The organism is Gordonia sp. YY1, assembly GCF_009872315.1.
GTDB classification, from domain to species: Bacteria; Actinomycetota; Actinomycetes; order Mycobacteriales; family Mycobacteriaceae; genus Gordonia; species Gordonia amicalis.
In genome coordinates, this window is sequence record NZ_WXYI01000025.1 from 26,642 (window position 1) to 50,513 (window position 23,872).

Here is a 23,872-nt window from a genome sequence, read left to right on the forward strand (position 1 = left end):
CGTTGGGTGAATGCCTCGGCGCAGTGCCCCGGGTGGCGCTGGTCAGCGAGTTAGTGTCCGGCGTGCGGATCGGCCGGGGGGCCGTGGAGTCAGGTGTCGGGGCCGGGGCGCCGGTGGGGACGTCGAGAACGAAGGTGGCGGTATGCACAGCGCCCTGGACCTGGAAGTCGAGGTAGAGCAGATAGCGGCCCGGGGTGGGGGCGGTGGTGGCGAAGCGGACCTGTGGTCCCGCGAGTTGACCGGCGGTTGGTGCCGCGCCTTCTGGGTGAACATGCAGGTAGGCCAGGTCACCCTGTCGCAGGGCCACCAAGTGACCGAAAGCGCCCAGATACGGCTGCAGGGTGGTGACTGGTTGTCCTGCTCGGCGCACGGTGACGGTCAGTTCGGACTCGGCTCCAGCGCGCAGGTGCCCGGCCAGTTCGATGTCGAACCCGTCGACGGGTGACTGTCGTGATTCGGCGGCGGGTGGGGCCGGCTGGTAGTCACCGCTGACTTCGACGGTGCTGGTGAGGGTGAGGGGTTGGCCGGTGGCGGCGGGCACGAAGTCGGCGTAGATCCGGTAGCTGCCTCCCGTCGCCCACTGCCAGGGCAGCGTCCAGCGCCCTTCGGGCGAGAGAGTGGGGTGCACGTGTCGGAAGTGGGTGCCATCCGCGCGGACGACGATCAGGTGCAGCTGCTTGTCGTGCTCGGCGGCGAAGTCGGTGACCGCGGCCCCGGCGGCGTCGAGGATCTCAAAGCTCAGCGGTGCCTGCACCCCGGACGCATGGGGTGCCACCACATTCCCCAGGATGAAGCCGGCTGCTGCCATCGAAACTCCGCGAACCTGATCGGCCCCCGGAGACGAGGCGGATGTTCGCGACTGTGGTGCAGCATTGTGATCGGCATGGGCGGACTCAGCCGGGGAGGTCGACGCCCTGTCGGGAGCGACACCAGCGGCGATGGCGTACGCCGCAGCGAAAACTATCAGCAGGGCCGCGGCGAAGACGCCGAGCTTGGTTGGAACATTCATCGCTGGATTCCTGTCATCGGTGGTGGCGACACCCACGCCGCCCGGGAGAGGCTGAAGTCGCCAGTGGGGCAGACACTTCAGCCCCCCATCGGCTACTGCGCCAGGTGGTAGCCGGCCTCTTCGATCGCGCCGCGGATCGCGTCGGGCTCGATCGGGGCCGAGCTGGAGATGGTGACGTGCCCGCTGGCCACGTCGACGTCGACGTCAGTCACGCCGGCCAGTGCTCCGACTTCTTCACGCACCGACGACGCGCAGTGCCCACACGTCATTCCGGAGACGATCACTGTCGATGTGCTCATGAGATGTGCCCTTTCGGTACAGCAGTGGTGCCGACGACCCTCAGGGGGTCTGTCGCTGTGGCGTCTCGCCACACCACATTCATACCTTACCCCCCTAGGGTAATCAATGGGTTGTGGTGGGCTGAGCTTCGGTGGTGGCGGTGAAGCCCAGCCATCCGCGGCGGTGCAACAGCAACAGGGCTGACGCCGCCGCCATGCCGGTGAGGACTAGAGCGATCCACACCAGTTCGGGCATGTCGCGGGTGGTGGCCGCGCTGAACAGCCACCCGGTCGCGGCGTTGCCGAGCAGAATCCCGATCCCGACGATGGTGTTGTAGAGCCCGTAGTGGGTGGCGACAAGCGTGCCGCGGGCCAGTCCCACCACCGTGTCCATTTCGAATGGGAACACTGCTGCGGTGGCGGCGGCGAGCAGAGCTGCGGTGAGTAGCAGGGCGGCGATGTTGAGGGCGATGTTGCGCTGATGCGTTGCGGTGCTGGCGACTAGGGGCAGGAAAGCTGCAGCCATCAGCGTCATTCCCACGCTCAGGCTGCCGGTGCTGCCCCAGCGGTTGCCGAACCATGTGGTGATGCGTAGCTGGCCGGCGATGGCCACCAGACCGGTCACCACGAACATTGCGGTGACAACACTGGTGGCGAGGGTGGGGTTGTCTGCTATGCGGTCGGCATGTAGGGGCAGGGCGAGGTAGACCTGGAAGGACAGCACGTAAGAGCTGGCCATCGCCGCAGCGAAGAGCAGGAATCGCCGGTTACGGACGACGCTGCGCCAGTCCTGAATGATTGAGGTGCTGCTCGGGGCAGGTGTTGTTGCGGGTAGCGCTTTGATCTGCACGAGGGTCAGGACCGCGAAAACTGCTGCCGCACAGAGAGAGGTGAGCCGGAAGTCCAGGGCGGTCAGGGCTAGTCCGACCAGCGGCCCGAGCAGGATCCCGGCCTGGTAGAACACGTTGAACACGGCGAATGCTTCGATGCGGCGCTCACCGGCGTCGGCGGCCAGGTAGGCCCGTACGGCGGGGTTGAACAGCGCCCCGGCGAATCCCGTTGCCGCCGAGGCGATCAGGATCGCCGGCAGCGAACTGACCAGGGCCAGTAGGACGAATCCGATGACCCTCATCAGGCATCCGGCGATGATGAGCGGTTTGTAACCCCAGCGGTCAGCGAGTGTTCCCCCGATCAGGAACATGCCCTGTTGGGAGAAGTTGCGTATCCCCAGGACCAGGCCCACTGCCCATGCGGCCAGGGCCAGCGGGCCGGCGAGGTAGGCGGCGAGGTAGGGCATGAGCATGTAGAAGCCGAGATTGATGGTGAACTGATTGACCATCAGCACTTGGCTGGGGCGATCGAAGCTGCGGAAACTGCGGTAGAGGCGTCGCATAGATCAGCTCGTGGGCTCGGCGTGCGGCACGCAAGTGGGGTCGATGATGGTAGGGCACCACGTCCAGCTGCTCGCGACCTGAGTGAGCGGATCGCTGATGGTGCGGGGTTCAGTGGGCGGCGCCGGGGCGCCGATCAGGTCGTGAGCGCGGCAGTACTCATCGTTGTAAATGGTTCCGTAGTAGCGAGCGGGGCCATCGGGGAACACCGCCGCGATGCGCGTATCGGCCGAACGAGTACGCGCCAGCCAGCCCGAGACCAGGGCCACCGCGCCCACGCTCCAGCCGCCGGTGGCGTAATGCGTGGCGGCCAGGGTGCGACATGCCCAGACTGCCTCGGCCGGCGCCACCCAGTGCACCTCACTGAACTGGTCATAGGCAACGTTGCGGGGGTAGATACTCGAGCCGAGTCCCCGCATAATCCGTGACTGTGCCGGCTGGCCGAAAATCGTCGAGCCAATGGTGTCTACGCCCACAACCTCCAGCTCAGGGTTGAACTGCCGCAGAGTATGAGCCACACCGGCTGAGTGCCCACCGGTGCCCACCGAGCACACCAGCACATCGATATGTCGCAGCTGCGCGATCAACTCCACACCCAACGAGCTGTAACCGGTCACGTTGTCGGGGTTGGAATACTGGTCGGGACACCACGCAGCCTCGTCGCGCTCGAGCAGGGTGCGCACGCGGTCGCGGCGGGCTTGTTGCCAACCCCCGACCGGATGGGGATCGCTGACGACATCGACCTGGGCGCCGTATGCGGCGAGCATCTGCCGCAAGATCGGTTCCAGTCCTGGATCGGTCACCAAGGTCACCGGATGCCCGAACACGATGCCCGCTAAAGCCAGGCCTAATCCCAGTGTCCCACTAGTTGATTCGATGATCCGCGCCCCCGGGGCCAGCTCTTCACGGGCGCGGGCGCGTTCCACCATGTGCAGCGCAGGCCGGTCTTTCATACCACCGGGGTTGAAGCCTTCCAGCTTGGCCCAGAAGCCGCGCCCGTGCTCGGCGAAGGGTTCCTCGATGCGCAACACCGGGGTGCCGCCCACCAGCTGACGACTCAGCCCAGCACGGGGCGACGCGGCTTCGGCGGGGAAGGTACTGGCGAATGGATCACTGGTGGTGAGGCTGTAGGAGACAGTCACACGGGCATCCTCTGCGTTGTTGAACAGGACGCCGCCGGGCAGAAATCAGATCATCAGTGTGAGAGGGAACTGTGTCGTAACGTTCCACCCGGCGACACCGCCACCTTGCCCACCGAACCTCAAGGCTGATCGGCAGCGTGGATCAAGATCTGCTCAAGAATGCCCACGAGGTTGGATGATCGTGTAGACCACCGCCACCATAGGAGCGTGCCCCAAGATCGCAACGTCGTCGACGACCTCCATATGCCGGTGGTCCGACCACCGCACGGTCTGCACGCCCTGGTGATCGAAGATGAGCCCGACATTGCCGAAGTCGTTGCTGACTACCTGCAGCGCAGCGGATTCACGGTCACCGTTGCGCCCGACGGCCAGGAGGGAGTCGCCGCCGCACGCACGGCGAGTCCGGCAGTAGTCATCCTCGACCTGGGCTTGCCGTCACTCGATGGCGTCGAGGTCTGTCGACAGTTGCGCACCTTCACCAACGCCTACATCGTGATGGTCACGGCCCGCGCGGACGAAGTCGACACAGTCGTTGGCCTGTCGGTGGGGGCCGATGACTACCTCACGAAACCATTTCGCCCTCGTGAGCTGATGGCGCGCATCGACGCCATGCTGCGCCGACCACGGCCGACCCCAACCGGCGAGTCGCACCCGCGGACGATAGGGGAGCTCACCCTCGACCCTCAGGGTCGTGAAGTCCAGGTGGAGAGCACACCCGTGGAGCTGACTCGGACTGAGTTCGACGTTCTCGAAGCGCTCACGCGGCGGCCCGGTGTTGTGTTCAGTCGAGAGCAACTGCTCACCGAAATCTGGGGACCCGACTGGGTCGGCGATGCCCACGTCGTCGAAGTCCATGTCGCCAGTCTGCGCCGCAAACTCGGTGACAGCGCCGTAGCCGGCCGATTCATCCGCACCGTTCGCGGAGTGGGCTACCGGATGGGTGACGGCCAACCTCGAGGAGCCAGCGATGAACGATGAACGTCGACGGTTACGTATCCCCGGCAGCTTCGGCTCCCGGCTCATGCTCGCTCAAGCTATCGTCATCGCCGGCGGCGGCATCAGCGTCGCGATCGTGGCACTATTCGTGGCTCCACACACCTTCCACGACCACCTCGGCCAAGCTCGCCTCGAGCCAGGGTCAGTTCAGGCCGACCATGTCGAAGCCGCGTTCACTTCCTCGATCGTCGTCTCAATGTCTGTCGCATTGATCACCTCGACGATCCTGGCCACGGCCGTCAGCTGGTTCCTGGCTCGCCGCGTACAACAGTCAGTCGCCAGTGTCGCCCGCTCAGCCGTGGCTATTGGCGCCGGCAACTACCGCACGCGCGTACCCGATCGCCAGCTCGGCACCGAGTTCACCCAGCTCAGCCGAGCTATCAACCAACTTGCACAACGGCTGGATTCACAAGACGACATCCGTAAGCGGATGCTGTCAGACCTTGCCCACGAACTGCGCACCCCACTGACCACCATCGGCGCGATCACCGACGCCATCGAAGACGGAATCCGGGCTCCCGACTCACAGACCTTTGACGTCGTGCGCACCGCCACCACCCGCCTGCAGCGTCTCGCCGAGGACATCGCGACCGTATCCAGCGCCGACGAGCATCAGATGCCCCTCCACCCGGCGACGATCACTGTCAACGAACTGCTCATCGCGACCTACGAAGAAGCCGCCGACCTGTTCACCGACGCCAAAGTCACGCTAGGCATCGTCACCACCGCCGCGCGCGTACACATCCATGTCGACGCCGAACGAATGAGCCAAGTACTGCTCAATCTGCTCACCAACGCGCTGCGACACAGCTCCCCGGGCCAGCGAGTCGTAGTGAAAGCCGACACCGCCCCGGCACACGCGGTGCGCATCAGCGTCGTCGACTGCGGTGACGGCATTCCCCCTCAACACCTTCCACACATCTTCGACCGCTTCTACCGCACCGACTCCTCACGCACCAGAGACGCCGGCGGCAGCGGAATCGGCCTCACCATCGCCCGCTCTATCGTCGAAGACCATGGGGGCACCTTGCTCGCCGAAAGCCTGGGAGCCGGACACGGAGCCACCTTCACCATCACGTTGCCGACCACCACCCGACGTCACATCCACCGCAGCACCCCTGGAACCGAATTCTCCGTGGCCTTCAAACACCGCCCGCGTCGCGGCGCTGCCGATGCGCTCCAACGGGACCAAGCTACTAACTGAGGTAGTCCGTCGTAAGATTGACCCGCATCTAGAGATGGTGGGTGAAAATGACTGGGCTGGGTTCACTGGAACGCGCAGTGATGGACGTGCTGTGGTCAGCCGGTGCGGCGATGTCGGTGCACGACCTAGTCGAGGAACTCCACGACCGCGAACCGGCCTACACCACAGTGCTCACCGTCGTCACCAACCTGCACAAAAAAGGGTTCGTCGGTCGAGAAAAAGTCAGCCGCGCCTACCGGTACTTCCCCATGCAGACCCGTGAAGAGGCCACCTCACGCACCTTGCGTCAGGTCCTCGACGCCAGCGGGGACTCCGCGGCAGTACTGATGCACTTCGCCCAGACCGTGACACCCGCCGAGCGTGAAGTGCTCAGCGAATACCTCACCCTTAAACCTCGCCACACCCGCGGCGGCGGCACCAAAGCCTAAGCCATAGAAACCCTCCGACAAGGGAAACTCCGGCGAGGCCCAGGCCCGACTACTCAACCGGTCGCGCGCCCCTTGACTGCTGGGAGTAGACGCGCCACCAGCGCACCGGCCACACCCGCAGCGAAGGCCGCAGCACTCAGAGCCGACACCCAGTCGTGCACATCCACAGCGGTCAGCACCCGCAGCTCAACCGGATCACCGCGCCCGACTCCTGAGCGGGGGTCGGATGGCACGAGATCCGACGTTCGGAGCAGCATCACCAGCCAGAACGCGGCCACCGCCTCAAACATCACCACAGCAAGACCCACCGCACGGGAGATCGTACGGGCAGGACCGCGCGGGCCGAACCGACCCGCACGCCGCACCGCGACACCGTCAGTCATGCCTCACCACCTCCCCGCACACCCGCATCACACCCCACTTCTACTAACCACCTTCGTATTTTGTGGCCATCGGGCGTGGGCGCCGGGAACGAGGGTCTCGAAGCAATCACCACAGGAGGCCGGCCGGGCCAGGCGGAAGACTATCGCGGCCACCAGACCGAAAATCGCGATCACACTGCCAGTACGGACCCACCTCGGGGGTCGATTGAGCTCTGCCCTCAACGCCAACTCGGCAATCGGATCAGCAGGCACCACACCACCCTCGATCGGCCCGCCCGTGGCGGCGAACACGATGAACACCCACATCGCCGAGGCCATCCACACGAGCGAGTCCACCATCACCGCCAACGACGCGCCGTGCAGACGAGCAGAAGACAGCATGAACGCCCCAACACAGAGCAGCGCCAACACGATAGCCGCCGCGAAAAAGCCCTGGGGAGCAACCACCATCACGCCGCCGGCCGCACTCACAGCAAGCGCACACGAAACGAGCGCCCGCCAAGCCTCCCCACCTCGACCCGGCCGACGGGCAGCGGCGACACCACACGCTACGACCGCACCGAACAGCCCCAAGAGTGCCCCTTGGGCCACAACGCTTGCGATCACCGCGCCTCCAACAGCCATCTTGAAACTAATCCAAATAGTAGTTCAGATGAGCCGGAGGACGCTGAGCGGAGGGGGAGTAGCCCTACCCCATGGATGAACCGAGGCCTCCCGAGGCGAGGAACCCTGGGCCGCGCTCACACCAGTCCCTAAAAGGTGTCTGCCACCCGACTTCGAGAGTGACCGCGCGGTACACGCCAAACTGGCGTGCCCGTAACTGGAAGCGCAACAACCAAGTGCTCTCTGGTATCAGATCTCCTGGCAGGTCCCCGATAGCCGGTCCAGGCAGGGGTCACGGTAGTAATGGCGCAAAAAACAACGAAGTTCGCGTAGTGCCTGGTCAGCGGGTAGACGGACGCTCTTGTTGGTGGCCGCTATCGGTGGCTGCGGTCGGGGCCGATGAGGCTGGTGATGCCGCGCATGGCTGCCGGTGAGGGTTTGAAGTAGCGGCGTAGGTTCTCGGGTTTGCGGTGGCGGGACTTGGCCATCAGCTCCACCAGGCTGGCACCGGCCTCGCCGAGATGCGTCAGGCCGGAATGCCGAAGTTCGTGCAGATCCCAACCGGTGCCGGGCCCATTCGTCGCGGTGGCGGCATCCAGCACGGCGCGGGCCTGGCCGTAGGACAGCCGGGCCAGCCCGGTGTCGGGGCAGATGTCCCGGTCGGCGGCGGCCTTTCCGGGGCCCGGTCGGCGGTGGGTGACGAACAGCGGTCCGCGGGTGCGGCCCTTGGTGAGGCGTGGCAGGAGCCGGGCGGTGCCCGCGTCCCAGTACACGAGCTCGTGCGCGTACTCGTGGTAGGTGGCACCGCGGCGGCGGGTGCGGGGCTTGGCGCCCTTGGACTTCACCGGGCAACACCGCCCGGCCAGATCGAGGTCCTCGATGTTGACCTGGAGCAGTTCCTCGGTGCGGGCGCAGGTTTCGTAGAGCATCCGCCACAGCGTCTTCTCCCGGAGGTCGATGTCGCGGCGGGCGATGAGCCGGTCGATCGCGGTGCGCGAGTGCACCGGGGTGGTGGAGTCCGGTGGAGTGGAGCGTTTCACCCAGGCCGGGACCGCCGGGGCGGTGTGGCCGTGCTCGCGGCACCACGCCAGCCACGACGCGACCGCGGCGCGGCGGGCGTTCCAGGTGTTGACTGCTGAGGAGCCCCACAGGGTTTCGAGGGTTTCACCGATCTCATCGTCGGCGACGTCGGCCAGCCGCCGGGTCTCGCCGAGCGTGGCGGTGGTCTTGTCGACGGCGATGCCGTAGGCGCGGCGGGTGTTCGGGGAGCCGATCGAGTCGAGGAAGCTGTCGCCGGCGGCGCGGACGGTGATCCCGGACGGCACGGTGGTACCTCCCTCACTGGGCTTGCCGCAGATAACAGGTCCGCGTCGCGCACCGCCGGAGCGGAGTCGGCGCAGGCCGGATGTCATGATGCTACAGATAACAGGGTGTTATCCGTGGCAGTCGGAAAATGGCCTCACCCGAGTACCGGGCGATGCTCATGGGGTGTCTATGCGCCGATTTCGCGGTGGACGCCGCCGGCGGCGGTGTTGACCGCTTCGGCGAGGGTGGGGTGGATGTGGATGGCTTGGGCGAGTTGGGTGTAGGTGGCGCCGGTGGTCATGGCGATGACGGCCTCGTGAACGAGGTTCCCGCCGTCGGGTCCGGCGATGTGGCAGCCGAGGATACGGTCGGTGGCGGCGTCGGCGACGAATTTGACCAGGCCGCGGGTGTTGCCGATGGCGCGGGCTTTCACGACGCCGGTGAAGTCCTGGCGCCCGACGACGACGTCGTAGCCGGCGGCGCGGGCGGCAGGTTCGGTGAGCCCGACGGCGCCGACTTCGGGGTCGGTGAACACCGCGTGCGGCACGATGCGCCCGGTTGTGGTGCGGTCCTGGCTTCGGAATATGGTGCGGTAGACGATGTCGGCGTCGTCGCGGGCGGTGTGGGTGAACATGGGCCCGCCGCGCAGATCGCCGAGCGCCCAAACATTTTCGGCGTCGGTGCGCAGGGAGGCGTCGACGGTGAGGAAGCCCTGTGGGTCGGGTTCGAGACCGAGGTACTCGAGGCCGAGATTGTCGCTGTTGGGGGTGCGTCCTGTCGCGATCAGCAGGTGGCTGCCGGTGATGTCGTCGGCTTCGCTGCCGGTGCAGCCGAGCCGGATGTTCCCGGTGGTGCCGGTGGCCGCGGTGCAGGTGGTGCCGGTGAGCACGGTGATGCCGTCGGCGGTCATGCCCTCTCTGACGGCGGCGGAGATGTCGGGGTCCTCGCCGGGCAGCAGCCGGTCGGCGCGTTGGATGAGGGTGACCTCGGAGCCGAATCGCCGGAACATTTGGGCGAACTCGCAGCCGACGTAGCCTCCGCCGACGACGAGCAGATGTGAGGGCAGGTCGGTGAGGTCCAGCAGGGTGCGGGAAGTGAAGTAGGGGACGGTGTCGAGGCCGTCGATGGCGGGGATGGTGATCCGGGTCGGGGCGGACAACACCCCGTGGCCTTACGGGCGCGGCGCCGCAGGGTGTAGCCGACGGCGGCGGCCACGACCAGCACGCCTGCGGCAAGCAGCCACGGGCTGGTCAAGACACCGCCGAGACCGGCGAGCACGCCGCCGGCGATCAGGGCGGGACCGGCGCAGCAGGCGACCATCACCAGCACGCCACCGGCCACTGCGAGCAGACCACCGAACCCGCCCGAGTCGTTGTCGGGTGTGTTCATCGCCTTGTTGTCGGGTGTGTTCATCGCCGCCCACTACCGTCCGCGGCGGGGATGCGCGGGCAGCAGCCCAGCGCGGCGGAGTTGTCGGCCGCCAGCGACCGCGCCAGCATCACCAGGTCAGCTACCCGCGGATCACCCACGGAGTACCGCAGTTTCTTCCCGTCGCGGCGCGCGAGGACATACCCGCAGTCGGCCAGGCAGGACAGGTGTACCGACACCCGGGGCTGCGAGATGCCGGCGTGTTCGACGCAGTCGGCGGAGGTGCGCTCCCCGGCGAGGATGAATTCGAGGAGCTTGAGCCGGGTCGGATCCGACAGGGCGCGAAAAAACTTCGCCGTCGTATCCAGATGCGTACACGCCGACTCGGCACCGGGCACGGTGACAGTGGCGGTGGTGGACCGGGCCATGGGATCGCCTCCACGAGACTTGAACTATTCGGATAAGCGCATAATATGGTTCCGGTAGATATTCGTCAACACGAATAGCAGCCGTTGTCGGTTCAGCGGTTGCCCGACCAGGAGGCACCCTCGTGACCTTGACAGATTCCCGCGCCGATCTGGCGATCATCGGTTCCGGCTCGGCGGCGTTCGCCGCCGCCATCGCCGCGGTCAACCTCGGCAAACGGGTGGTGATGGTGGAGCGCGGGACGGTCGGGGGCACGTGCGTGAACGTCGGGTGTGTGCCCTCGAAGGCGCTGCTGGCCGCCGCCGAGGCCCGCCACGCCGCCGAGGCGGCGGGCCGGTTCCCCGGGCTCACCCCCGCCGAGGTGCCGCTGGATTTCCCCGCCCTGATCGCGGGCAAGGACGCGCTGGTCGGGCAGCTGCAGGCGGAGAAGTATGTCGACCTGGCCGCCGACTACGGGTGGGAGATCGTCTCCGGCACCGCGGTGTTCGACGGCAGCGCCGAGGCACCCGTGCTGCGGGTCGCGCGCGCCGAGGGCGGTGTACGGGTGATCGAGGCCGACCAGTATCTGATCGCCACCGGTGCCGCGCCCTGGGCTCCGCCGATCGACGGCCTCGTTGAGGCCGGGTATCTGACCTCGACCACCGCCATGGACCTCCAGCAGCTGCCGGAGTCGCTGATCGTGGTGGGTGCGGGCTATGTGGGGCTCGAGCAGGCCCAGCTGTTCGCCCGCCTGGGCAGCAAGGTCACGGTGATCGCGCGTAGCCGGCTGACCTCGGGTGAGGAACCGGAAATCTCGGCCGCGCTCGAGGCCGTCTTCGCCCACGAGCGCATCGACGTGCTCACCGCCGCCACCGTCGAGAAGGTCCTCGCCGACGACGGGCACAAGGTGGTGACCGTGCGCACCGGCGGCGGCGCCAGCACCGAGCTGCGGGCCGAGCAGGTGCTGATGGCCACCGGCCGCCGCCCCAACACCGCCGGGCTGGGCCTGGATGCGGTCGGCGTCGCCGTCGACGAGCGGGGCGCGGTCGTGGTCGACGACCGCCAGCGCAGCAGCAATCCGCGCATCTGGGCGGCCGGGGACGTGGCCGGGGATCCGCAGTTCGTGTACGTGGCCGCCGCGCAGGGCACCCTGGTCGCCGACAACGCCCTGGCCGGTGCCGATCGCGTCCTGGACTACACCACGGTGCCGCGCGTGACGTTCACCAGCCCCGCGATCGCCTCGGTCGGACTGACCGACGCGCAAGCCGCCGCGGCCGGGCTGGCCTGCCAGTGCCGGGTGCTGGGGTTGTCGAGCGTGCCGCGGGCGCTGGTCAACCGGGACACCCGCGGCCTGGTCAAGATCGTCGCCGAAGCCGGCACCGGCCGGATCATGGGCGTGCACGCCCTCAGCGACGGCGCCGGGGACCTGATCACCGCCGCCACCTATGCGATGACCGCGGGTCTGACCGTCGACCGGCTCGCCCACACCTGGGCGCCGTACCTGACCATGGCCGAAGCGCTGAAACTGACCGCGCAGACTTTCACCACCGACGTCACCAAACTGTCCTGCTGCGCAGGCTGACGCCGTCGGACGGGAGGCAGTGATGAACGGACACATGACGATCGGGGACCTCTCGGCCCGCACCGGGGTGCCGGTGAAGGCGCTGCGCGAGTACACCGACCTCGGCCTGATCTACACCCTGGGCCGCAGCCCGGCCGGCTACCGCCTCTACACCGACGACGCGGAGTGGTGCGTGCGGTTCATCGGCGAGCTGCGCGGCCTCGGGCTCACCATCGCCGAGATCTGCCAGCTCACCTCCACCGACCGTGACGACCACGGCCGTTCGGTCGGCGCCCATCTCGCCGAGCTGCTGCAGCGGTCGCGGCAGCGGCTGCGCCAGCGCATCGCCGATGCCGAGCAGATCCTCGACCGCATCGACGCCTTCGAAACCGCACACCGTGCGCATCTGGCCACCGACGACCTGTGCTGGGCCGGTGACCCGTGCGGATGCGAGCTACGGGCTTGACCCTCACCCCGGGGACAGACCCTACCGTCGGCACCGTCACTGTCCGATCGCCCTCGAGGAGTCCGATCCCATGAGTACCGACAACCTCACTGCCGACGTTTTCGCCAAGATCCTGCCCGCCGGCCGGGACCGGGCGCTGATGCGCGCCGCGCTGCGGCTGCTCACCCACGGCACCCCGGTCACCGTCACCGAACTCGCCGCCGCCGCGGGAGTGCCCGACCTCGACCCCGCGCAGACGCCGATCGGCGCCGACGTCGAATACGACGAGGCCGGCCGGATCGTCGGCTGGGGCCTGACCCTCAACCCGACCCCGCACCGGTTCAGCGTCGGTGGCCACCAGCTCTACACCTGGTGTGCCCCCGACACCCTCATCTTCCCCGCCGTCATCGGCGCACCCGCCTGCATCGAATCCGACTGCCCGATCACGGGCACCACCGTGCGCCTGACCATCGACCCCGTCACCGGGGTCAGCGACCTGGAACCGGCCACCGCGATGGTGGCCTTCGTCGACCCCGACCGGATCCAGCCCGGTCACCTCCGCGCCACCTGCTGCAACCCGCAGATGTTCCTCGCCACCTCCGACGCCGCCCACCACTGGCAGGCGAAATTCCCAGGCATGACGGTGCTGCCGGTCACCGACGCCTACCACCAGCTCGCCCGCCCCCTCGCCGACGCGATCACCGACCCGACCACGACCACCGGAACCAGCGCCTGCTGCTAGATCGCGCCGCCGCCGATCCGGGCCGGCGCTGCGGGTCAGAACAGGGTGTCCCGCACGCGCAGCGGCCGGTACCCGGTGGGGCCGAGCTGGGCGAGTTCGGCGTCGATGTCGACCTCGATGGCGCCGAAGAAGTTGATGTTCTCGCTGTGGGCCGGGGAGATGTGCGTCAGCACCTCGTCGTCGATGCGCCGCCCGGCCCGCCGCATCTGTTCGGTCGCCAGCCCGTAATACTCTGTGGTCCAGGCGATGACGGCGTTGGTCGCCAACGTGAGGCACCATGCCTGTTCGGTCTGTCCCTCCAGGTGCCTCGCGCGCACGGCGCCTTCGTGCGCGTAGAGCAGGTCGCGGCGGAGCGCGTGCAGGGATTCGCCCTTGTTGAGCTGTCGGGAGATCTTGCGCCGATAGCCCGGGTCGGACAGGTACCGGGCGGCGTAGATCGTGCGCCGCAGCGCCCCGTATTCCTTGAGCGCCGCCGCGAGGGCGTTCTGCCGGCCCGACGCGGAGAGCTTGCCGACCAGCAGCGACGCGGTGGCGTGCCCGAACTTCAGCGACCCGCTCAGCCGGAGCAGGTCGTCGTAGTGCTCGGCGATGAGATCCAGATTCAGCTTGCGGGTCAGCAGCGGCCCGGCGTGCGGGAACGCGGACTCCACCTGGGCCCGAGGCGCCGCCCGATACAGGGTGATCCGGCCCAGGTCCCGGATGCGGGGCGAGAGCTGCAATCCGAGCAGGTCGAACAGCCCGAAGTTCACGAGGGTGACGCCGTGCGTGTCGGTCGCATGCTCGGTGATCGGCAGATCCGTTGCATTGCCGAGGATTTCGTCCAGCACGTAGTGAGCTTCGCGTCTCGTCGCGACGATGACCTTGGTGCCGTAGGTGGCGTGCTGATCGGTGACATGGGTATACGTGCTCAGTCCTTCGTTCGCGAAATAGCGGCTCAACGCTCTGGCGGTGACCGATTTGCCGCGGGTCGGGAACCGTTGCCCATCACTCGACGACAGGGTGCCGGCGCCGAAGACCGGGGTCAGCGGCAGCCTTTGGTGGTAGTCGATGATCGTCAGGTTCGCCGCCCGCAGCGTCTCCTCCCGCACATACCATTCGCTGGTCCAGGCCAGGATGTCGTAGGAGAGGCCCGACGCCTCGGCCATTCGGGTCAGCCCGAGGTTGGTGGAGTAGGCCAGCAGGACGGCGATGAGGTTGCGTTTCAGCTCCGGGCTGCGGGCCTGTTTGCCGCCGGCGTGGGTGAAGCAGTCCAGGTAGCCGGTGCGTTTGTCCAGCTCGATCAGCAGCGACACGATCGGCGCGAACGGCAGCATCTCCGTCAGCTCGGCCTTGAGCGCCGTCGCCTCCGCGGGCACATCCTCCGCCGACAGCGGTGAGATCACCAGGTCACCGGCCTCATCGAGACGGACCGGCCCGTCGCCGCCGGCGAGCACCTTCTCCAACTCGCCCATAGCGGCGTCGAGCTCGTCGGTGGCGGTCGCCAGCGCGCGAGCGGGATCAGCGGACTTGCCGACCAGGCGGCAGAACTCGTCACGCTGCGGCTCCCACGCCTGCGGGGTCAGCAGGTACGCGGCCGGGTCGGCGTAGCGGCGCGACCCCGGCACGAACACATCCCCGCTGCGCAACCCGTCACGCAGCCCCAGCAGCACGCACAGCTCCCAGTAGTGCCGATAGGCGGTGGTGTTACCGGCTTTGCGGGCCTCGTCGAGGTAGCCGCGCCACTTCGTCGGCACGAACCCGGTCGGCGCGTCGTCGGGCACCTTGCGGGTACCGGTCGCGTTCAGCTCCCGCAGCATGTGCACCCCGATCAGCAGCTCGGTCGCGGCGGTGCCGCCGGCGAACCGGACTGTCGACAGCACCTGCGGGGTGAACTGCCGCAGGTAGGAGTACGAGCTGTCCAGAGCGGCCAGGTGCCCGTGATCGCGCGGCAGCCGAGGCTTGGCCTGCGCGACCGCGGCCCGCAACCGCTCCCATCCGATCCGATCGCCCCGGATCAGGCCGCCGATCTCCTCGTCGGGGATCTGCAGGTCACAGACGATCGCCAGCAGGTCGTCGAGCAACCCCTGCCGATCCTCTCCGGCCTTACCGCGCTCGGCCAGCTCGTCGCGCATCCGGCGTTCGGCCTTGCTCAACCTGGCCGAGATCGCCTGATCGAACAGCTGCACCACCTCGTCGAGCACATCGGTGGCCGACTGCGCCAACACGGTGAGCAGAATCGGGTAGCGGCGTTGCGGATCCCGGCGTTCGAGGGCTTGGCCCGTCAAGCGGCGGCCCACCGTCGCCAGGAACCGCCGCCGCTCCGCGGCAGCACCGACATGTCCAGCTCATCCGCGCCCAGGTTGCGCAGGAACACCAGCTTCTCGACCTCGGCCTTCACCGCGGTCGCCGACGCCTCCACCGGGCCGGTCGACAACCACCGCAACCGCGACATCTCGATCGACGGGTCGACGACCAGCAACGCATTCAGTTCCTTACACCGCTGCGGCGTGAACTCGCGCGCCAACCGGTCGTAGGTCTCCCGCTGCGCCCGCGTGCGAGCGTGCGCGACCCGGCGGACCACCGTTTCCGGGCCCGGCCGGATCACCCGCGCCGAGATCAGGTACTCACACGCCAGCCGGAACAACAGCGTCGGCGAATCGTGCTCCATCGCCCGCGCCAGCAGAAACTCATCCAGCTCCTTCAACTCCATCGCCCCGGCAGGCCGCCACCCCAGATACTGGGCCACCAGCCGCACATGCTCGGTCCGCGTCTGCGCCCGCTTGCCATACGAACGAAGCTGCGCTGCATCGATATTCAGCTGATCCGCCAGCCGGGCCACCGCCACCGGCGGCGCCGACGGCACCTTGTCCGGCACGAACCCCAGCCACGGCAAGGTGCACAACGCCACCGCCAGGCCCAGACGGACCGCAGGGCCCCTGCCCTGCGGAGCAACAAACGCCAGATCCGCCGGGGTCAGCGTGAAGTACCGGAACAACTCCTCACGACTGATCTCCGGGAACTCCCGCAGGCGCTGCAACTCCTCGTCCGCGAATACCCGCGTCGCCACGAACCCCAGCCTCCAACACGCCGACCAACCTCATCGGCAGACAAGCCAAGCACCAACCACCCCGGCCCGCAGCCCGAACCGAGAAATCGCCGCTGACCAGGCACTACGCGAACTTCGTTGTTTTTTGCGCCATTACTACCGGGACCCCAGGCAGTTCTAGAGCCAGTTTCTTCTAGCTGTCGGTCAGTCGATCTCGCAGCCCACAGGGTGGTGCTGGTGGGTGCATCGGGCAGCGTACTCGGCCGGGGTCTGGTAGCCCAGCGCCGAGTGGCGGTGCCGGTGGTTGTGGTCGTCTTTGAAATCGTCGATCACCACGCGAGCTTCGAGCAGGGTGGGCCAGCAGTTGCGGTTCAGGCACTCGTCGCGAAGCCGGTTGTTGAACGATTCGATGAATCCGTTGTTCCACGGCGTGCCGGGCGGAATATAGGAGATGCCTACCGACCCTGCACAGAACGCCTGGAGCGCCTCTGAGATGAACTCAGGGCCGTTGTCCATGCGTAGCACCATGGGTGGGCCACCCCAGATCGCGAAGGTCTTCTCCAATTCCTCGACCAACCGGTCGGCGGTGATCGAGCGATCCACGATGTTGAGCAACGACATCCGGGTGTGTTCATCGACCATTGATGCGATCTTGACCTTCTTGCCATCCACGGTCGAGTCAAACTGAAAGTCCAATGCCCACACCACCTTCGGCGCATCCGCCGCCACGATCGGCACTGACGATTGCCCGGCTCGTTTGCGCCGCGGCGCCCGGCGCACCTGCAGGCCCTCCTCCGTCCACAGCCGATGCACCTTCTTCTTGTTCACCTCGATACCGTCGTCGAACCGCAGGTGCGCCCACGCCCGCCGGAACCCGTGTCGCGGGTGCTTGCGGGCGTAGGTGCGTAGCTGTGCACGCATACCAGCGTCCGGGTCGGCCGGTGTCTGAGCCAACGGCAGACGCCGGTAGGTAGACCGTGAAAGCCCAACAACCCTGCACGCCATACGTTCTGACATGTTCTTCACGTCTTTGAGCATGTCGATCGCGGCGCGTTTGGCGGTCGGGCTCAGAATTTTCCCTTGGCGATCTCCCGCAGCGCGTCTTTCTCCAACTCGGCGTCGGCGAGCAGGCGCTTGAGCCGGCCGTTCTGCTCGCGTAGCTTCTTGAGTTCCTTGGCGGCATCAGCGTCCATACCGCCGTACTGGCGGCGCCAGTTGTACAAGGTGGCCGCCGACACCTCGAGGTCGGCGGCGATCTCCTCGCCGTTCTTGCCCTCGGCCGCCAGTTCATCGGCTCGGCGCAACTTGCGCACGATGTCCTCAGCCGAGTGACGCTTCCGTCCCGCCATGATCCCTATCGTCCCTTCTCCGCCCTCAACAGGGCAATCAGGACTCTAGAACCACCCGGACCGGTTCACGGGGGACACGCCACTCCGACCGTGGGTGAGTGCGATTGACGGGCTTTGCAGCCGAGGCGCGTGCCGCGCCGTGTGCCGTTGATCGCGACCGCAAGAGTGTTGCGGCTCAATCTTGTGTCTGCGTGAACGCTGGTAGCAGGATCGCACCGATGAACCACGGGGCGTCGTCAGCGTCAAGGCGTCCGGCGCGTACTTCCTCGGCTGCCGCGTTCATCACCACGTGGGTGGTGGTCAGGAGCCACGTCACGGGCAGATCAGTTCGGAACGCATCTTCGCGTTGTCCACCTCGATCGGATTGCTGGTCGCCGGCCCGGTTGTCGGGCTGTGGTTCGTCATCCGCCAGCTGCGCGCTCAACGTCATCATCGGCTGGGTGCTCACTACAGCCGTCGTGGCCGGGGTGAACCGTCTGATCAACCGCTCCTAACCTCGGGTGCGACCTTCGAGATCACCCTCGACCGGCGGAGCCGCTGACGTTACGTCAGAGAATGTTCAAATACATACTCCCCCAACGCCTTTCAGCTGGTAGCGAGACGTGTTGAAGTAGGACGAGTAGCGACGGGAGTGCAGCGTGCCGTCCACGACACCAACCGGCCCGTGCGGCGAGCGCTACCAACAGGCACTGTAACCGCCACCCCACCATCCTCACCTCGAGCAGACGTATGCAGGGAGGAGTGGCACAACCACGCAGGGCCACTACAGCGAGTGGTCGGCAAAATGCGCGACACGCTGTCCACACCTCGGACGATCGTTGACAATGGCTCAATGGATGCTTCCGCCATCGTTGCCGCGATTGCCGCCGCCATCACTTTGGCTGCCCTGTACTTCACGCGACGACAAGTCAAGACCGCAGAAGAACAGACCGCAATCCAGCGGGGAATGTACAAAGATGCCGCTCAACCGTACGTCTGGGCAGATATCCGACCTCACGCCCAGCATGCTTCATTCATGATGCTCATCCTGAAGAATGAAGGACCGACCGTCGCTACCGACGTCTCACTGAAGATTAATCCAGGATTGCCGTCTGAATGGGCCCGGAACGAAGACCACGAGAAGTTCGCGAGCATGCGCTGCTTTGATTCGCTACCACCTGGACGTATGATGCAGTGGAATCTCGGATTGCCACAAGACCTCTTACCATCCCCCGATACTCCGGGTAACGGTGATGGGCGTTTCAAAATATCGATCTCTTTTCGTGGACCGAACGGGACGAAAACCACTTTAAGTTATTCGATAAACCTAAGCGAGTACCGATGGGTCGCAAAGACGACACCCGGCACCCCAATGACTATCGCAAAGTCAGTGGACGACGCCACCAAGACCCTATCCAAGGCAATCAATAACGTTGCGATACAGCTTTCCGAATAGCTTTTTCACGAACGGCAGCAGCGCAATTTCGGAAGCAGGGCTGTCAGTAGTATAGCTCCTAGTCTGGCAGCCCTCCCTCTGAGCGTCGCTCTTGAATTAAAGCATCAAGAACAGCTTGATCTCGAAGCATGGACCGCGGAATAGGTGCAGGCAGGCCGAGTTGATCAAGTAGCTCTCTCAATGAGACGGGGACAGGGCCAGGCTGTAACGTCGTCCACGAACCCAATAGATCAGCGATGTCTCTGGGAGTCGTGGAGAATGCTTCACCGAGGCCCTCGAACAACGCTAGGTCACTCAGCCTCAGTGGCACAGGGGCTCGCGCGGAGCCCCGCAACTCCTCGAACGGCGCAGACCTTGTAATCCAATCCAACCGGACGGAGGTTATGTTTGCGAGACCGTTATTCGGCACAACAACGTACGGTATGAATACCGGATTCGCCTCAACTCCAAAGGATAAGTGCTCCCTAATCAATCTCGCAGTTGACAAAATCTGGTTGAACTTGCTTTCGACAAACGAAGTATCCATATCTTTGTCGTAGGCAGAGACGTCAGCAAGACCTTGAGCAAGCCTGGCACTCAGGTGGTGATTCGTTGCGTCAATGAGAATGCAGGCACGTCCCGCAACCAACAGGAAATCGCAGACCGAAGGGGCTTCCCCTTTAGTACTAGACCACTCCTCCCGCATTTCGCTTTCATATACTACCCTCGAAATTTTGGAACTATAGGATGCAATCCGCCCCAGAATGTCACCAGCGACACGCTCGAACGCATAATTCATTGCAAGGCTGAATGCCTCGGCCGCTGAACCTGGCTTCGCAGGACCAAACGAGAAAAATGTTTGCCAATACAACTGCGAACCAAAGAACCTATCAACAATCCATTGATATCGGAGCGCAAAAACTGTGTCGTCGTCGTCCCGAAGAAATGGACGTTCCGTGAAAACGTATCGCTGATTCGTAACCGGACCCTGCTCGCGATCACGACGAAGCCTGCGCGCATAATCATTCGCCGAATATGCCATGTTCTTAAGTACGAACTCTACGGCGCATTCGGTAGCACCAGCACGCACTAGGTCCGAGCGTCGAACAACGAACCGCCCAGAGGAAACGATCTCGCTAATGATCTGGCCTGCAACCATGACATCGAGCAGCGGGATGCCATTTGCGAGTTCGAAAGCCTCAGCCGGGTTGGCACCTACTCGCGCGTCACTCACGCGTGCCGGCCAAGGCCGAAACCACAGATCGTACGTTAGAGCCTTGATCAACTCGATCTTGACGGGTTCATTGCTAAGGAAATTCGCCATATCATCCAATGCATGCTGACGAATCGCCGCGATGGTCTCGTCAGAGGTATACGCTTCGATCTCTGCGATGTACGCACCGACGTCGGCGGGGTCTGGGTTCGCCATTGAATCGAGTGCGTTCTGTACGCTTACGTGTTCCGTCGTAATGGACATAACTAGCTCAATCACGTCACTTGTTTCGATATCACGTACCCCGGATGATCCCTCTGTGACTGGACACGACTCAAAGACTTCTCGTATGAGTTGCGTTACTGATCGAGGGGGTACGAGACGATGGGTGACCCCGATCATCGGAGACAGCCGGTTAGCCCACTCCGCCCCAACTTCTGTCAGGAGTTCACGTTCGACACTCACCTCTGACCAGTCAGTCGTAGTAGCAACGTCAAGTCGAGACTGCATTGCTGCCAACGCATGAAGAGCCGATCTCTGGGAAATCTGTCCAAGTCGCTGAACCCGCTCGGCGTGGCTCAATGCGGTCAGCCCCGCGTGGTCAGAAATGATCGCGAATAGCGGTGCAGGCTGTCCGGTGGGTAGACGCTTGGGCGCCATGGAAGGTGACGTTCCGGGGCGCGCCCCGTTCGACCGCCTCTCGCGACGCCGTTGTTTGGTTGTCTTACCCGTACGAGGCTTGCCTCGCTTCTTCTTCGACATCTTAACCTCCGCGATCACGTCGGGAATTTGTGATATTCGCACCACTGCCTATACAGAATAATGGCAGCGTAAGTCATGCGCCGTTGTCAACGATTGAATACGTCTCTTGCGTATGCCGCCGCAGCAGAGACCGAATTCCGCTCGATCGTCGCAGGGTACTACCCAAGCATGTGTGGAAGGAATCCCATTCGAATTATCCCCCCAGTGTCGGACTTACATGATCAATCGTCGCCCAAGTTGCTCACATATTCTGCGTACGTTGCAGCAGCTGCCACAGCATGTCGCTCGATCGTCGCGGGGGAGTAGCCTAGGGCATCCGCGAGGATCGCGGGTGGTGCGAGCTTTGTGAGTTCGTGAAGTGTTCCAAGGCGGGCCGCCCTGGTACTGCAGATCGTCGTGAGGCACGTTCGTAAGTACCCCGGGTTGATATGTTGACCAGGCATGTACCCGCGGAACACCCATGTTGTGGCCGGATGCGCAGCGGTGTTCGCGAGCTCGCGCTCGCCAGCGAGGTAGCGGAATGGCTCATCAAGGGGCTCGGGCAGGGCGATGGCGATGTCGCCGAGCGTTACTGTCACAAGCTCGTCGGAGACAATCACGTCGTCCCACGTGAGTTTGACGACGCGATCGATCTGCTGGCCGAAGACGAGTACCAGGATCGCCGCAGCTCGGTCTCGAGGATTCAGCGCCAGTTTGTTCGACGTGATGCTGTCGACGGCATCGTGCTGGTCCTCAGTACTCATCTTGCGACTGCCACGACGGTGCGGCGTCATCGTTAGGTTCGCAGGGACCAGCGTGGTCTTGATAGCCCACGAAAGGAAGCGTATGGCGAACTCTCTCGTGCTCGGACCTTCGGCTTGCCAAGCGTCTAGGTCGGGCTGAGACAGGCCCGTAATCGAGATGTCCCGAGCGGTGAGCCAGTTGAGGAAGTCGATTGTTACAGTGACGGTTTGCTTGGATCTCAAGAAGGTTCCTTGCGACACCGACTCCATCGAATGCATCTGACGTAGATGGTGCCAACGAATATAGCGGTTTACGACGTCACGATGTTCCTCGGATATTACACGGCTGAGGGCTTCGTTGGACCATTCGATATAGCGGTGGAGCAGTCCGTCCCTAGGCGAAAGGATCTCGTGGGCCACCAACAGTTCTCGAACGTACTCGCGTGTTCGTGACTTCGGTAACGCATCGACCACCTCATGAGTCACCGCTGGCGACTGTGCAAGGTCAGTGAGAAATGCAGTGACGTGCGGTTGGTTGATCCACGTGAGTCCGCTATTGGCTCGTTTCATGGACTTCAACGCGGCCGCGAAGGGTTTGAGCTCAGCGTTGATGGCCCCCGTCTCTGGGTTCGTCAGGATCCGGTCAATCGTCGATCCGAAGACGCATCGCCAGCACCGCCCCTTGGCATAGAGCTCTTCTTCTGCGCCGCATTCCACGCAGTCGACGTTCAGTTTGATGCCGCTGCAGGCACGGCAGGCGGGTCGACCGTTGATGATTCCGGGCAGGACGCCGTTGTGGCCACATGCGCACACACCGCGGGTCCGTTTGGCCGCTTGGTAGCAGTAACCACAGATCTCTAGCTCCTGCCAGGTAACGACGCATTCGCGGTGCTCTCCGCAACGCTCGCAGGGGAGCCAGCGCTCTGGGTCTTCTGGCTTACGTGGGCGTGCCATCGTTACCGTCATCTCGGACGATCTTGATCCTGCGTGCCACGGAGCGCTTCTCACCTACGCCTAAGTCCGCCGGATTCGCCGGCGCGTCTGCGGTGGCCGCGGCTCGCATCTCGACGTAGGGCTCAAACAGATCGTTGGGTGTGCATTCGAGGATGTCGCATAGGGCAGCGAAGGTACGAGCCGGGATCCGTTCGGGAGTACCAGTCACCAATCGGTGCACTTGGGCGTTGGAGAGGTTGATCCCACGTGACTTCAGCAACGGGATGAGTTCCGTTGTCTTCCAAAGGTTGTGGTCGGCCATTCGTTGGCGCAGATTCCAGTGATAGCCGATTCGGCGTTGCTCGCTCACGGGTACTTCTTACTCCCACTTTCGTCACGAGTGACGATTCTCTGTTGGATCATCCTCTGGATGGTCTTCTGTTTGAAGTCTGCAGATACCGATGTGTAGAGGGCGGTGGTCGAGGAGTATGCATGGCCGACTTGCTGTTGTACGAACATTGGGTCGTATCCCGCCTCGAGGAGATGTGTGACGTACGAGTGGCGCAGGCAATGCATCTTGAGCTCCTTCGGCAGGCCGGCCATGTCGCGGACTGCGGTGAAGGTTCGATTGAAGTTTCGGATACCCGTGGCGCCGGCGCGTTCGGATGGCCACAGTGATGCCGAGCGGTCCGCAGTCGCAAAGAGCTCACGCCCGTGCTGCGACATCCAATGTTCGAGAATGCCTACGACCCAGTCGAACTCAGGCACAGTCAGGACCGTGCGTCGCCGTGGGCCCGACCCTGACATGCCCTTGGCGTAGCGGACTTGAACAGCGCCGTAGTGTCCATACTTCTCGACATGCGGATTCGGGCCGAAGTCGTAGTGTTCCAGCATCGCCAACTCGCGGCGCCGGAGACCGTAGGCATAACAGACCTTAAACGCTGTCGAGTCTCGCATGAGCGGGAGCCAGCGTTTCGAGCCCTTCGTGAACTCCTGGTCTACGAGGTCATCACACGCGTCAAAGAACGTCTGTAATTCGACCTGGGTGAAGCTACGCCGATTGGCCGGAATCGCGTCATCTGTCTTGTGGCGCGGCGTGTTCCACTCGAAGACAACTTGTCAAGCCCCGAGTTTTGTGGAGAGTCGGTTAGCTGGTTTCCTGTAACAGAATCCGATGAAGGTTGTCGCCGTGGG

The 23,872-nt window shown here is 64.6% G+C and carries 20 protein-coding genes and 3 pseudogenes; 7 read left to right on the plus strand and 16 right to left on the minus strand.

Going from position 1 to position 23,872, the window contains the following annotated elements:
• Positions 1-50: 50 nt before the first annotated feature.
• From BPODLACK_RS23955 to BPODLACK_RS21730, 4 genes and pseudogenes are all read right to left on the minus strand, one after another.
• Positions 51-1,009, minus strand: a pseudogene (locus BPODLACK_RS23955) (hypothetical protein).
• A 92-nt stretch (positions 1,010-1,101) separates the two neighbouring features.
• Positions 1,102-1,308, minus strand: a complete 207-nt coding sequence (locus tag BPODLACK_RS21720; RefSeq protein ID WP_024499317.1) for a heavy-metal-associated domain-containing protein — start codon at positions 1,306-1,308, stop codon at positions 1,102-1,104.
• A 103-nt stretch (positions 1,309-1,411) separates the two neighbouring features.
• Positions 1,412-2,680 carry an MFS transporter gene (locus tag BPODLACK_RS21725; RefSeq protein WP_024499318.1) on the minus strand — a complete coding sequence of 423 codons (1,269 nt, stop codon included), beginning with the start codon at positions 2,678-2,680 and terminating at the stop codon, positions 1,412-1,414.
• Positions 2,681-2,683: 3 nt separating this feature from the next.
• Entirely contained in the window at positions 2,684-3,820 is a 1,137-nt protein-coding gene (locus BPODLACK_RS21730) for a PLP-dependent cysteine synthase family protein (RefSeq protein WP_024499319.1), read from the minus strand.
• A 243-nt stretch (positions 3,821-4,063) separates the two neighbouring features.
• On the opposite strand from BPODLACK_RS21730, the gene BPODLACK_RS21735 reads away from it, so the two are divergent.
• From BPODLACK_RS21735 to BPODLACK_RS21745, 3 genes are read left to right on the plus strand one after another with little or no spacing between them, the layout of a single operon-like run.
• Positions 4,064-4,798 (plus strand): response regulator transcription factor, encoded by a 735-nt coding sequence (locus BPODLACK_RS21735; RefSeq protein WP_005180009.1) that lies wholly within the window; start codon positions 4,064-4,066, stop codon positions 4,796-4,798.
• Entirely contained in the window at positions 4,788-6,020 is a 1,233-nt protein-coding gene (locus tag BPODLACK_RS21740; protein ID WP_005195289.1) for a sensor histidine kinase, read from the plus strand. Before BPODLACK_RS21735 ends, BPODLACK_RS21740 begins: the two co-directional genes overlap by 11 nt.
• A 47-nt stretch (positions 6,021-6,067) precedes the next feature.
• Positions 6,068-6,448 (plus strand): BlaI/MecI/CopY family transcriptional regulator, encoded by a 381-nt coding sequence (locus BPODLACK_RS21745; protein WP_005180013.1) that lies wholly within the window; start codon positions 6,068-6,070, stop codon positions 6,446-6,448.
• A gap of 53 nt (positions 6,449-6,501) precedes the next feature.
• On the opposite strand, the gene BPODLACK_RS21750 is transcribed toward BPODLACK_RS21745, so the two are convergent.
• The 5 genes from BPODLACK_RS21750 to BPODLACK_RS21775 form a co-directional block, all read right to left on the minus strand.
• Positions 6,502-6,831 (minus strand): hypothetical protein, encoded by a 330-nt coding sequence (locus tag BPODLACK_RS21750; RefSeq protein WP_005195283.1) that lies wholly within the window; start codon positions 6,829-6,831, stop codon positions 6,502-6,504.
• A 27-nt stretch (positions 6,832-6,858) separates the two neighbouring features.
• A complete protein-coding gene (locus BPODLACK_RS21755) occupies positions 6,859-7,302 on the minus strand; it encodes a hypothetical protein (RefSeq protein WP_231742666.1) in 444 nt (147 codons plus the stop codon).
• Positions 7,303-7,808: 506 nt separating this feature from the next.
• Positions 7,809-8,759: a tyrosine-type recombinase/integrase gene (locus tag BPODLACK_RS21760; protein ID WP_005195278.1), complete on the minus strand. Its 951-nt coding sequence runs from the start codon at positions 8,757-8,759 to the stop codon at positions 7,809-7,811.
• A 167-nt stretch (positions 8,760-8,926) separates the two neighbouring features.
• Entirely contained in the window at positions 8,927-9,898 is a 972-nt protein-coding gene (locus tag BPODLACK_RS21765; protein ID WP_236577746.1) for a dihydrolipoyl dehydrogenase family protein, read from the minus strand.
• Positions 9,899-10,148: 250 nt separating this feature from the next.
• On the minus strand, positions 10,149-10,535 hold the full coding sequence (locus BPODLACK_RS21775; protein ID WP_004018626.1) for an ArsR/SmtB family transcription factor: 387 nt from the start codon (positions 10,533-10,535) through the stop codon (positions 10,149-10,151).
• 122 nt (positions 10,536-10,657) lie between these two features.
• Here BPODLACK_RS21775 and merA point away from each other — a divergent pair, with 122 nt between their 5' ends.
• The 3 genes from merA (at position 10,658) to merB (ending at position 13,260) form a co-directional block, all read left to right on the plus strand.
• Positions 10,658-12,094 (plus strand): mercury(II) reductase, encoded by a 1,437-nt coding sequence (gene merA, locus BPODLACK_RS21780; RefSeq protein WP_005195274.1) that lies wholly within the window; start codon positions 10,658-10,660, stop codon positions 12,092-12,094.
• A gap of 22 nt (positions 12,095-12,116) precedes the next feature.
• Complete coding sequence (locus BPODLACK_RS21785) at positions 12,117-12,539, plus strand: MerR family transcriptional regulator (protein ID WP_005203167.1); 423 nt, start codon at positions 12,117-12,119, stop codon at positions 12,537-12,539.
• A 70-nt stretch (positions 12,540-12,609) separates the two neighbouring features.
• Positions 12,610-13,260 (plus strand): organomercurial lyase MerB, encoded by a 651-nt coding sequence (gene merB, locus BPODLACK_RS21790; RefSeq protein ID WP_005195267.1) that lies wholly within the window; start codon positions 12,610-12,612, stop codon positions 13,258-13,260.
• Between the two features lie 35 nt (positions 13,261-13,295).
• Here the strand turns inward: merB and BPODLACK_RS21795 are convergent.
• From BPODLACK_RS21795 to BPODLACK_RS23335, 3 genes and pseudogenes are all read right to left on the minus strand, one after another.
• Positions 13,296-16,306: pseudogene (locus BPODLACK_RS21795) on the minus strand (Tn3 family transposase).
• 183 nt (positions 16,307-16,489) lie between these two features.
• A protein-coding gene (locus tag BPODLACK_RS21800) for an IS3 family transposase (RefSeq protein ID WP_085950783.1) occupies positions 16,490-17,634 on the minus strand; the annotation gives its coding sequence in 2 pieces (ribosomal slippage) (positions 16,490-17,367 and positions 17,367-17,634; 1,146 coding nt in all).
• A 175-nt stretch (positions 17,635-17,809) separates the two neighbouring features.
• Positions 17,810-18,082 (minus strand): hypothetical protein, encoded by a 273-nt coding sequence (locus tag BPODLACK_RS23335; protein WP_024497892.1) that lies wholly within the window; start codon positions 18,080-18,082, stop codon positions 17,810-17,812.
• Between the two features lie 384 nt (positions 18,083-18,466).
• On the opposite strand from BPODLACK_RS23335, the gene BPODLACK_RS21810 reads away from it, so the two are divergent.
• Positions 18,467-19,069, plus strand: coding sequence for a hypothetical protein (locus BPODLACK_RS21810; RefSeq protein ID WP_139180018.1), 603 nt, complete (start codon positions 18,467-18,469; stop codon positions 19,067-19,069).
• Positions 19,070-19,127: 58 nt separating this feature from the next.
• Here the strand turns inward: BPODLACK_RS21810 and BPODLACK_RS21815 are convergent, their stop codons facing one another.
• The 4 genes and pseudogenes from BPODLACK_RS21815 to BPODLACK_RS21830 form a co-directional block, all read right to left on the minus strand.
• A complete protein-coding gene (locus BPODLACK_RS21815; protein ID WP_139180017.1) occupies positions 19,128-20,477 on the minus strand; it encodes a hypothetical protein in 1,350 nt (449 codons plus the stop codon).
• Between the two features lie 767 nt (positions 20,478-21,244).
• Positions 21,245-22,699, minus strand: a complete 1,455-nt coding sequence (locus BPODLACK_RS21820; protein WP_024497891.1) for a hypothetical protein — start codon at positions 22,697-22,699, stop codon at positions 21,245-21,247.
• Complete coding sequence (locus BPODLACK_RS21825) at positions 22,683-23,048, minus strand: helix-turn-helix domain-containing protein (RefSeq protein ID WP_024497890.1); 366 nt, start codon at positions 23,046-23,048, stop codon at positions 22,683-22,685. Before BPODLACK_RS21825 ends, BPODLACK_RS21820 begins: the two co-directional genes overlap by 17 nt.
• Positions 23,045-23,797: pseudogene (locus BPODLACK_RS21830) on the minus strand (tyrosine-type recombinase/integrase); the annotation flags it as partial. The pseudogene BPODLACK_RS21830 and the gene BPODLACK_RS21825, both read right to left, overlap by 4 nt.
• Between the last annotated feature and the right edge of the window lie 75 nt (positions 23,798-23,872).

Bases quoted from the DNA above. Each gene is read 5' to 3' on its own strand.
- BPODLACK_RS21720 (WP_024499317.1), bottom strand. From the start codon at position 1,308: ATGAGCACATCGACAGTGATCGTCTCCGGAATGACGTGTGGGCACTGC.
- BPODLACK_RS21725 (WP_024499318.1), bottom strand. From the start codon at position 2,680: ATGCGACGCCTCTACCGCAGTTTCCGCAGCTTCGATCGCCCCAGCCAA.
- BPODLACK_RS21735 (WP_005180009.1), top strand. From the start codon at position 4,064: ATGCCGGTGGTCCGACCACCGCACGGTCTGCACGCCCTGGTGATCGAA.
- BPODLACK_RS21740 (WP_005195289.1), top strand. From the start codon at position 4,788: ATGAACGATGAACGTCGACGGTTACGTATCCCCGGCAGCTTCGGCTCC.
- BPODLACK_RS21745 (WP_005180013.1), top strand. From the start codon at position 6,068: ATGACTGGGCTGGGTTCACTGGAACGCGCAGTGATGGACGTGCTGTGG.
- BPODLACK_RS21750 (WP_005195283.1), bottom strand. From the start codon at position 6,831: ATGACTGACGGTGTCGCGGTGCGGCGTGCGGGTCGGTTCGGCCCGCGC.
- BPODLACK_RS21775 (WP_004018626.1), bottom strand. From the start codon at position 10,535: ATGGCCCGGTCCACCACCGCCACTGTCACCGTGCCCGGTGCCGAGTCG.
- BPODLACK_RS21785 (WP_005203167.1), top strand. From the start codon at position 12,117: ATGAACGGACACATGACGATCGGGGACCTCTCGGCCCGCACCGGGGTG.
- merB (WP_005195267.1), top strand. From the start codon at position 12,610: ATGAGTACCGACAACCTCACTGCCGACGTTTTCGCCAAGATCCTGCCC.
- BPODLACK_RS21810 (WP_139180018.1), top strand. From the start codon at position 18,467: ATGGATGCTTCCGCCATCGTTGCCGCGATTGCCGCCGCCATCACTTTG.
- BPODLACK_RS21815 (WP_139180017.1), bottom strand. From the start codon at position 20,477: ATGGCGAACCCAGACCCCGCCGACGTCGGTGCGTACATCGCAGAGATC.
- BPODLACK_RS21820 (WP_024497891.1), bottom strand. From the start codon at position 22,699: ATGGCACGCCCACGTAAGCCAGAAGACCCAGAGCGCTGGCTCCCCTGC.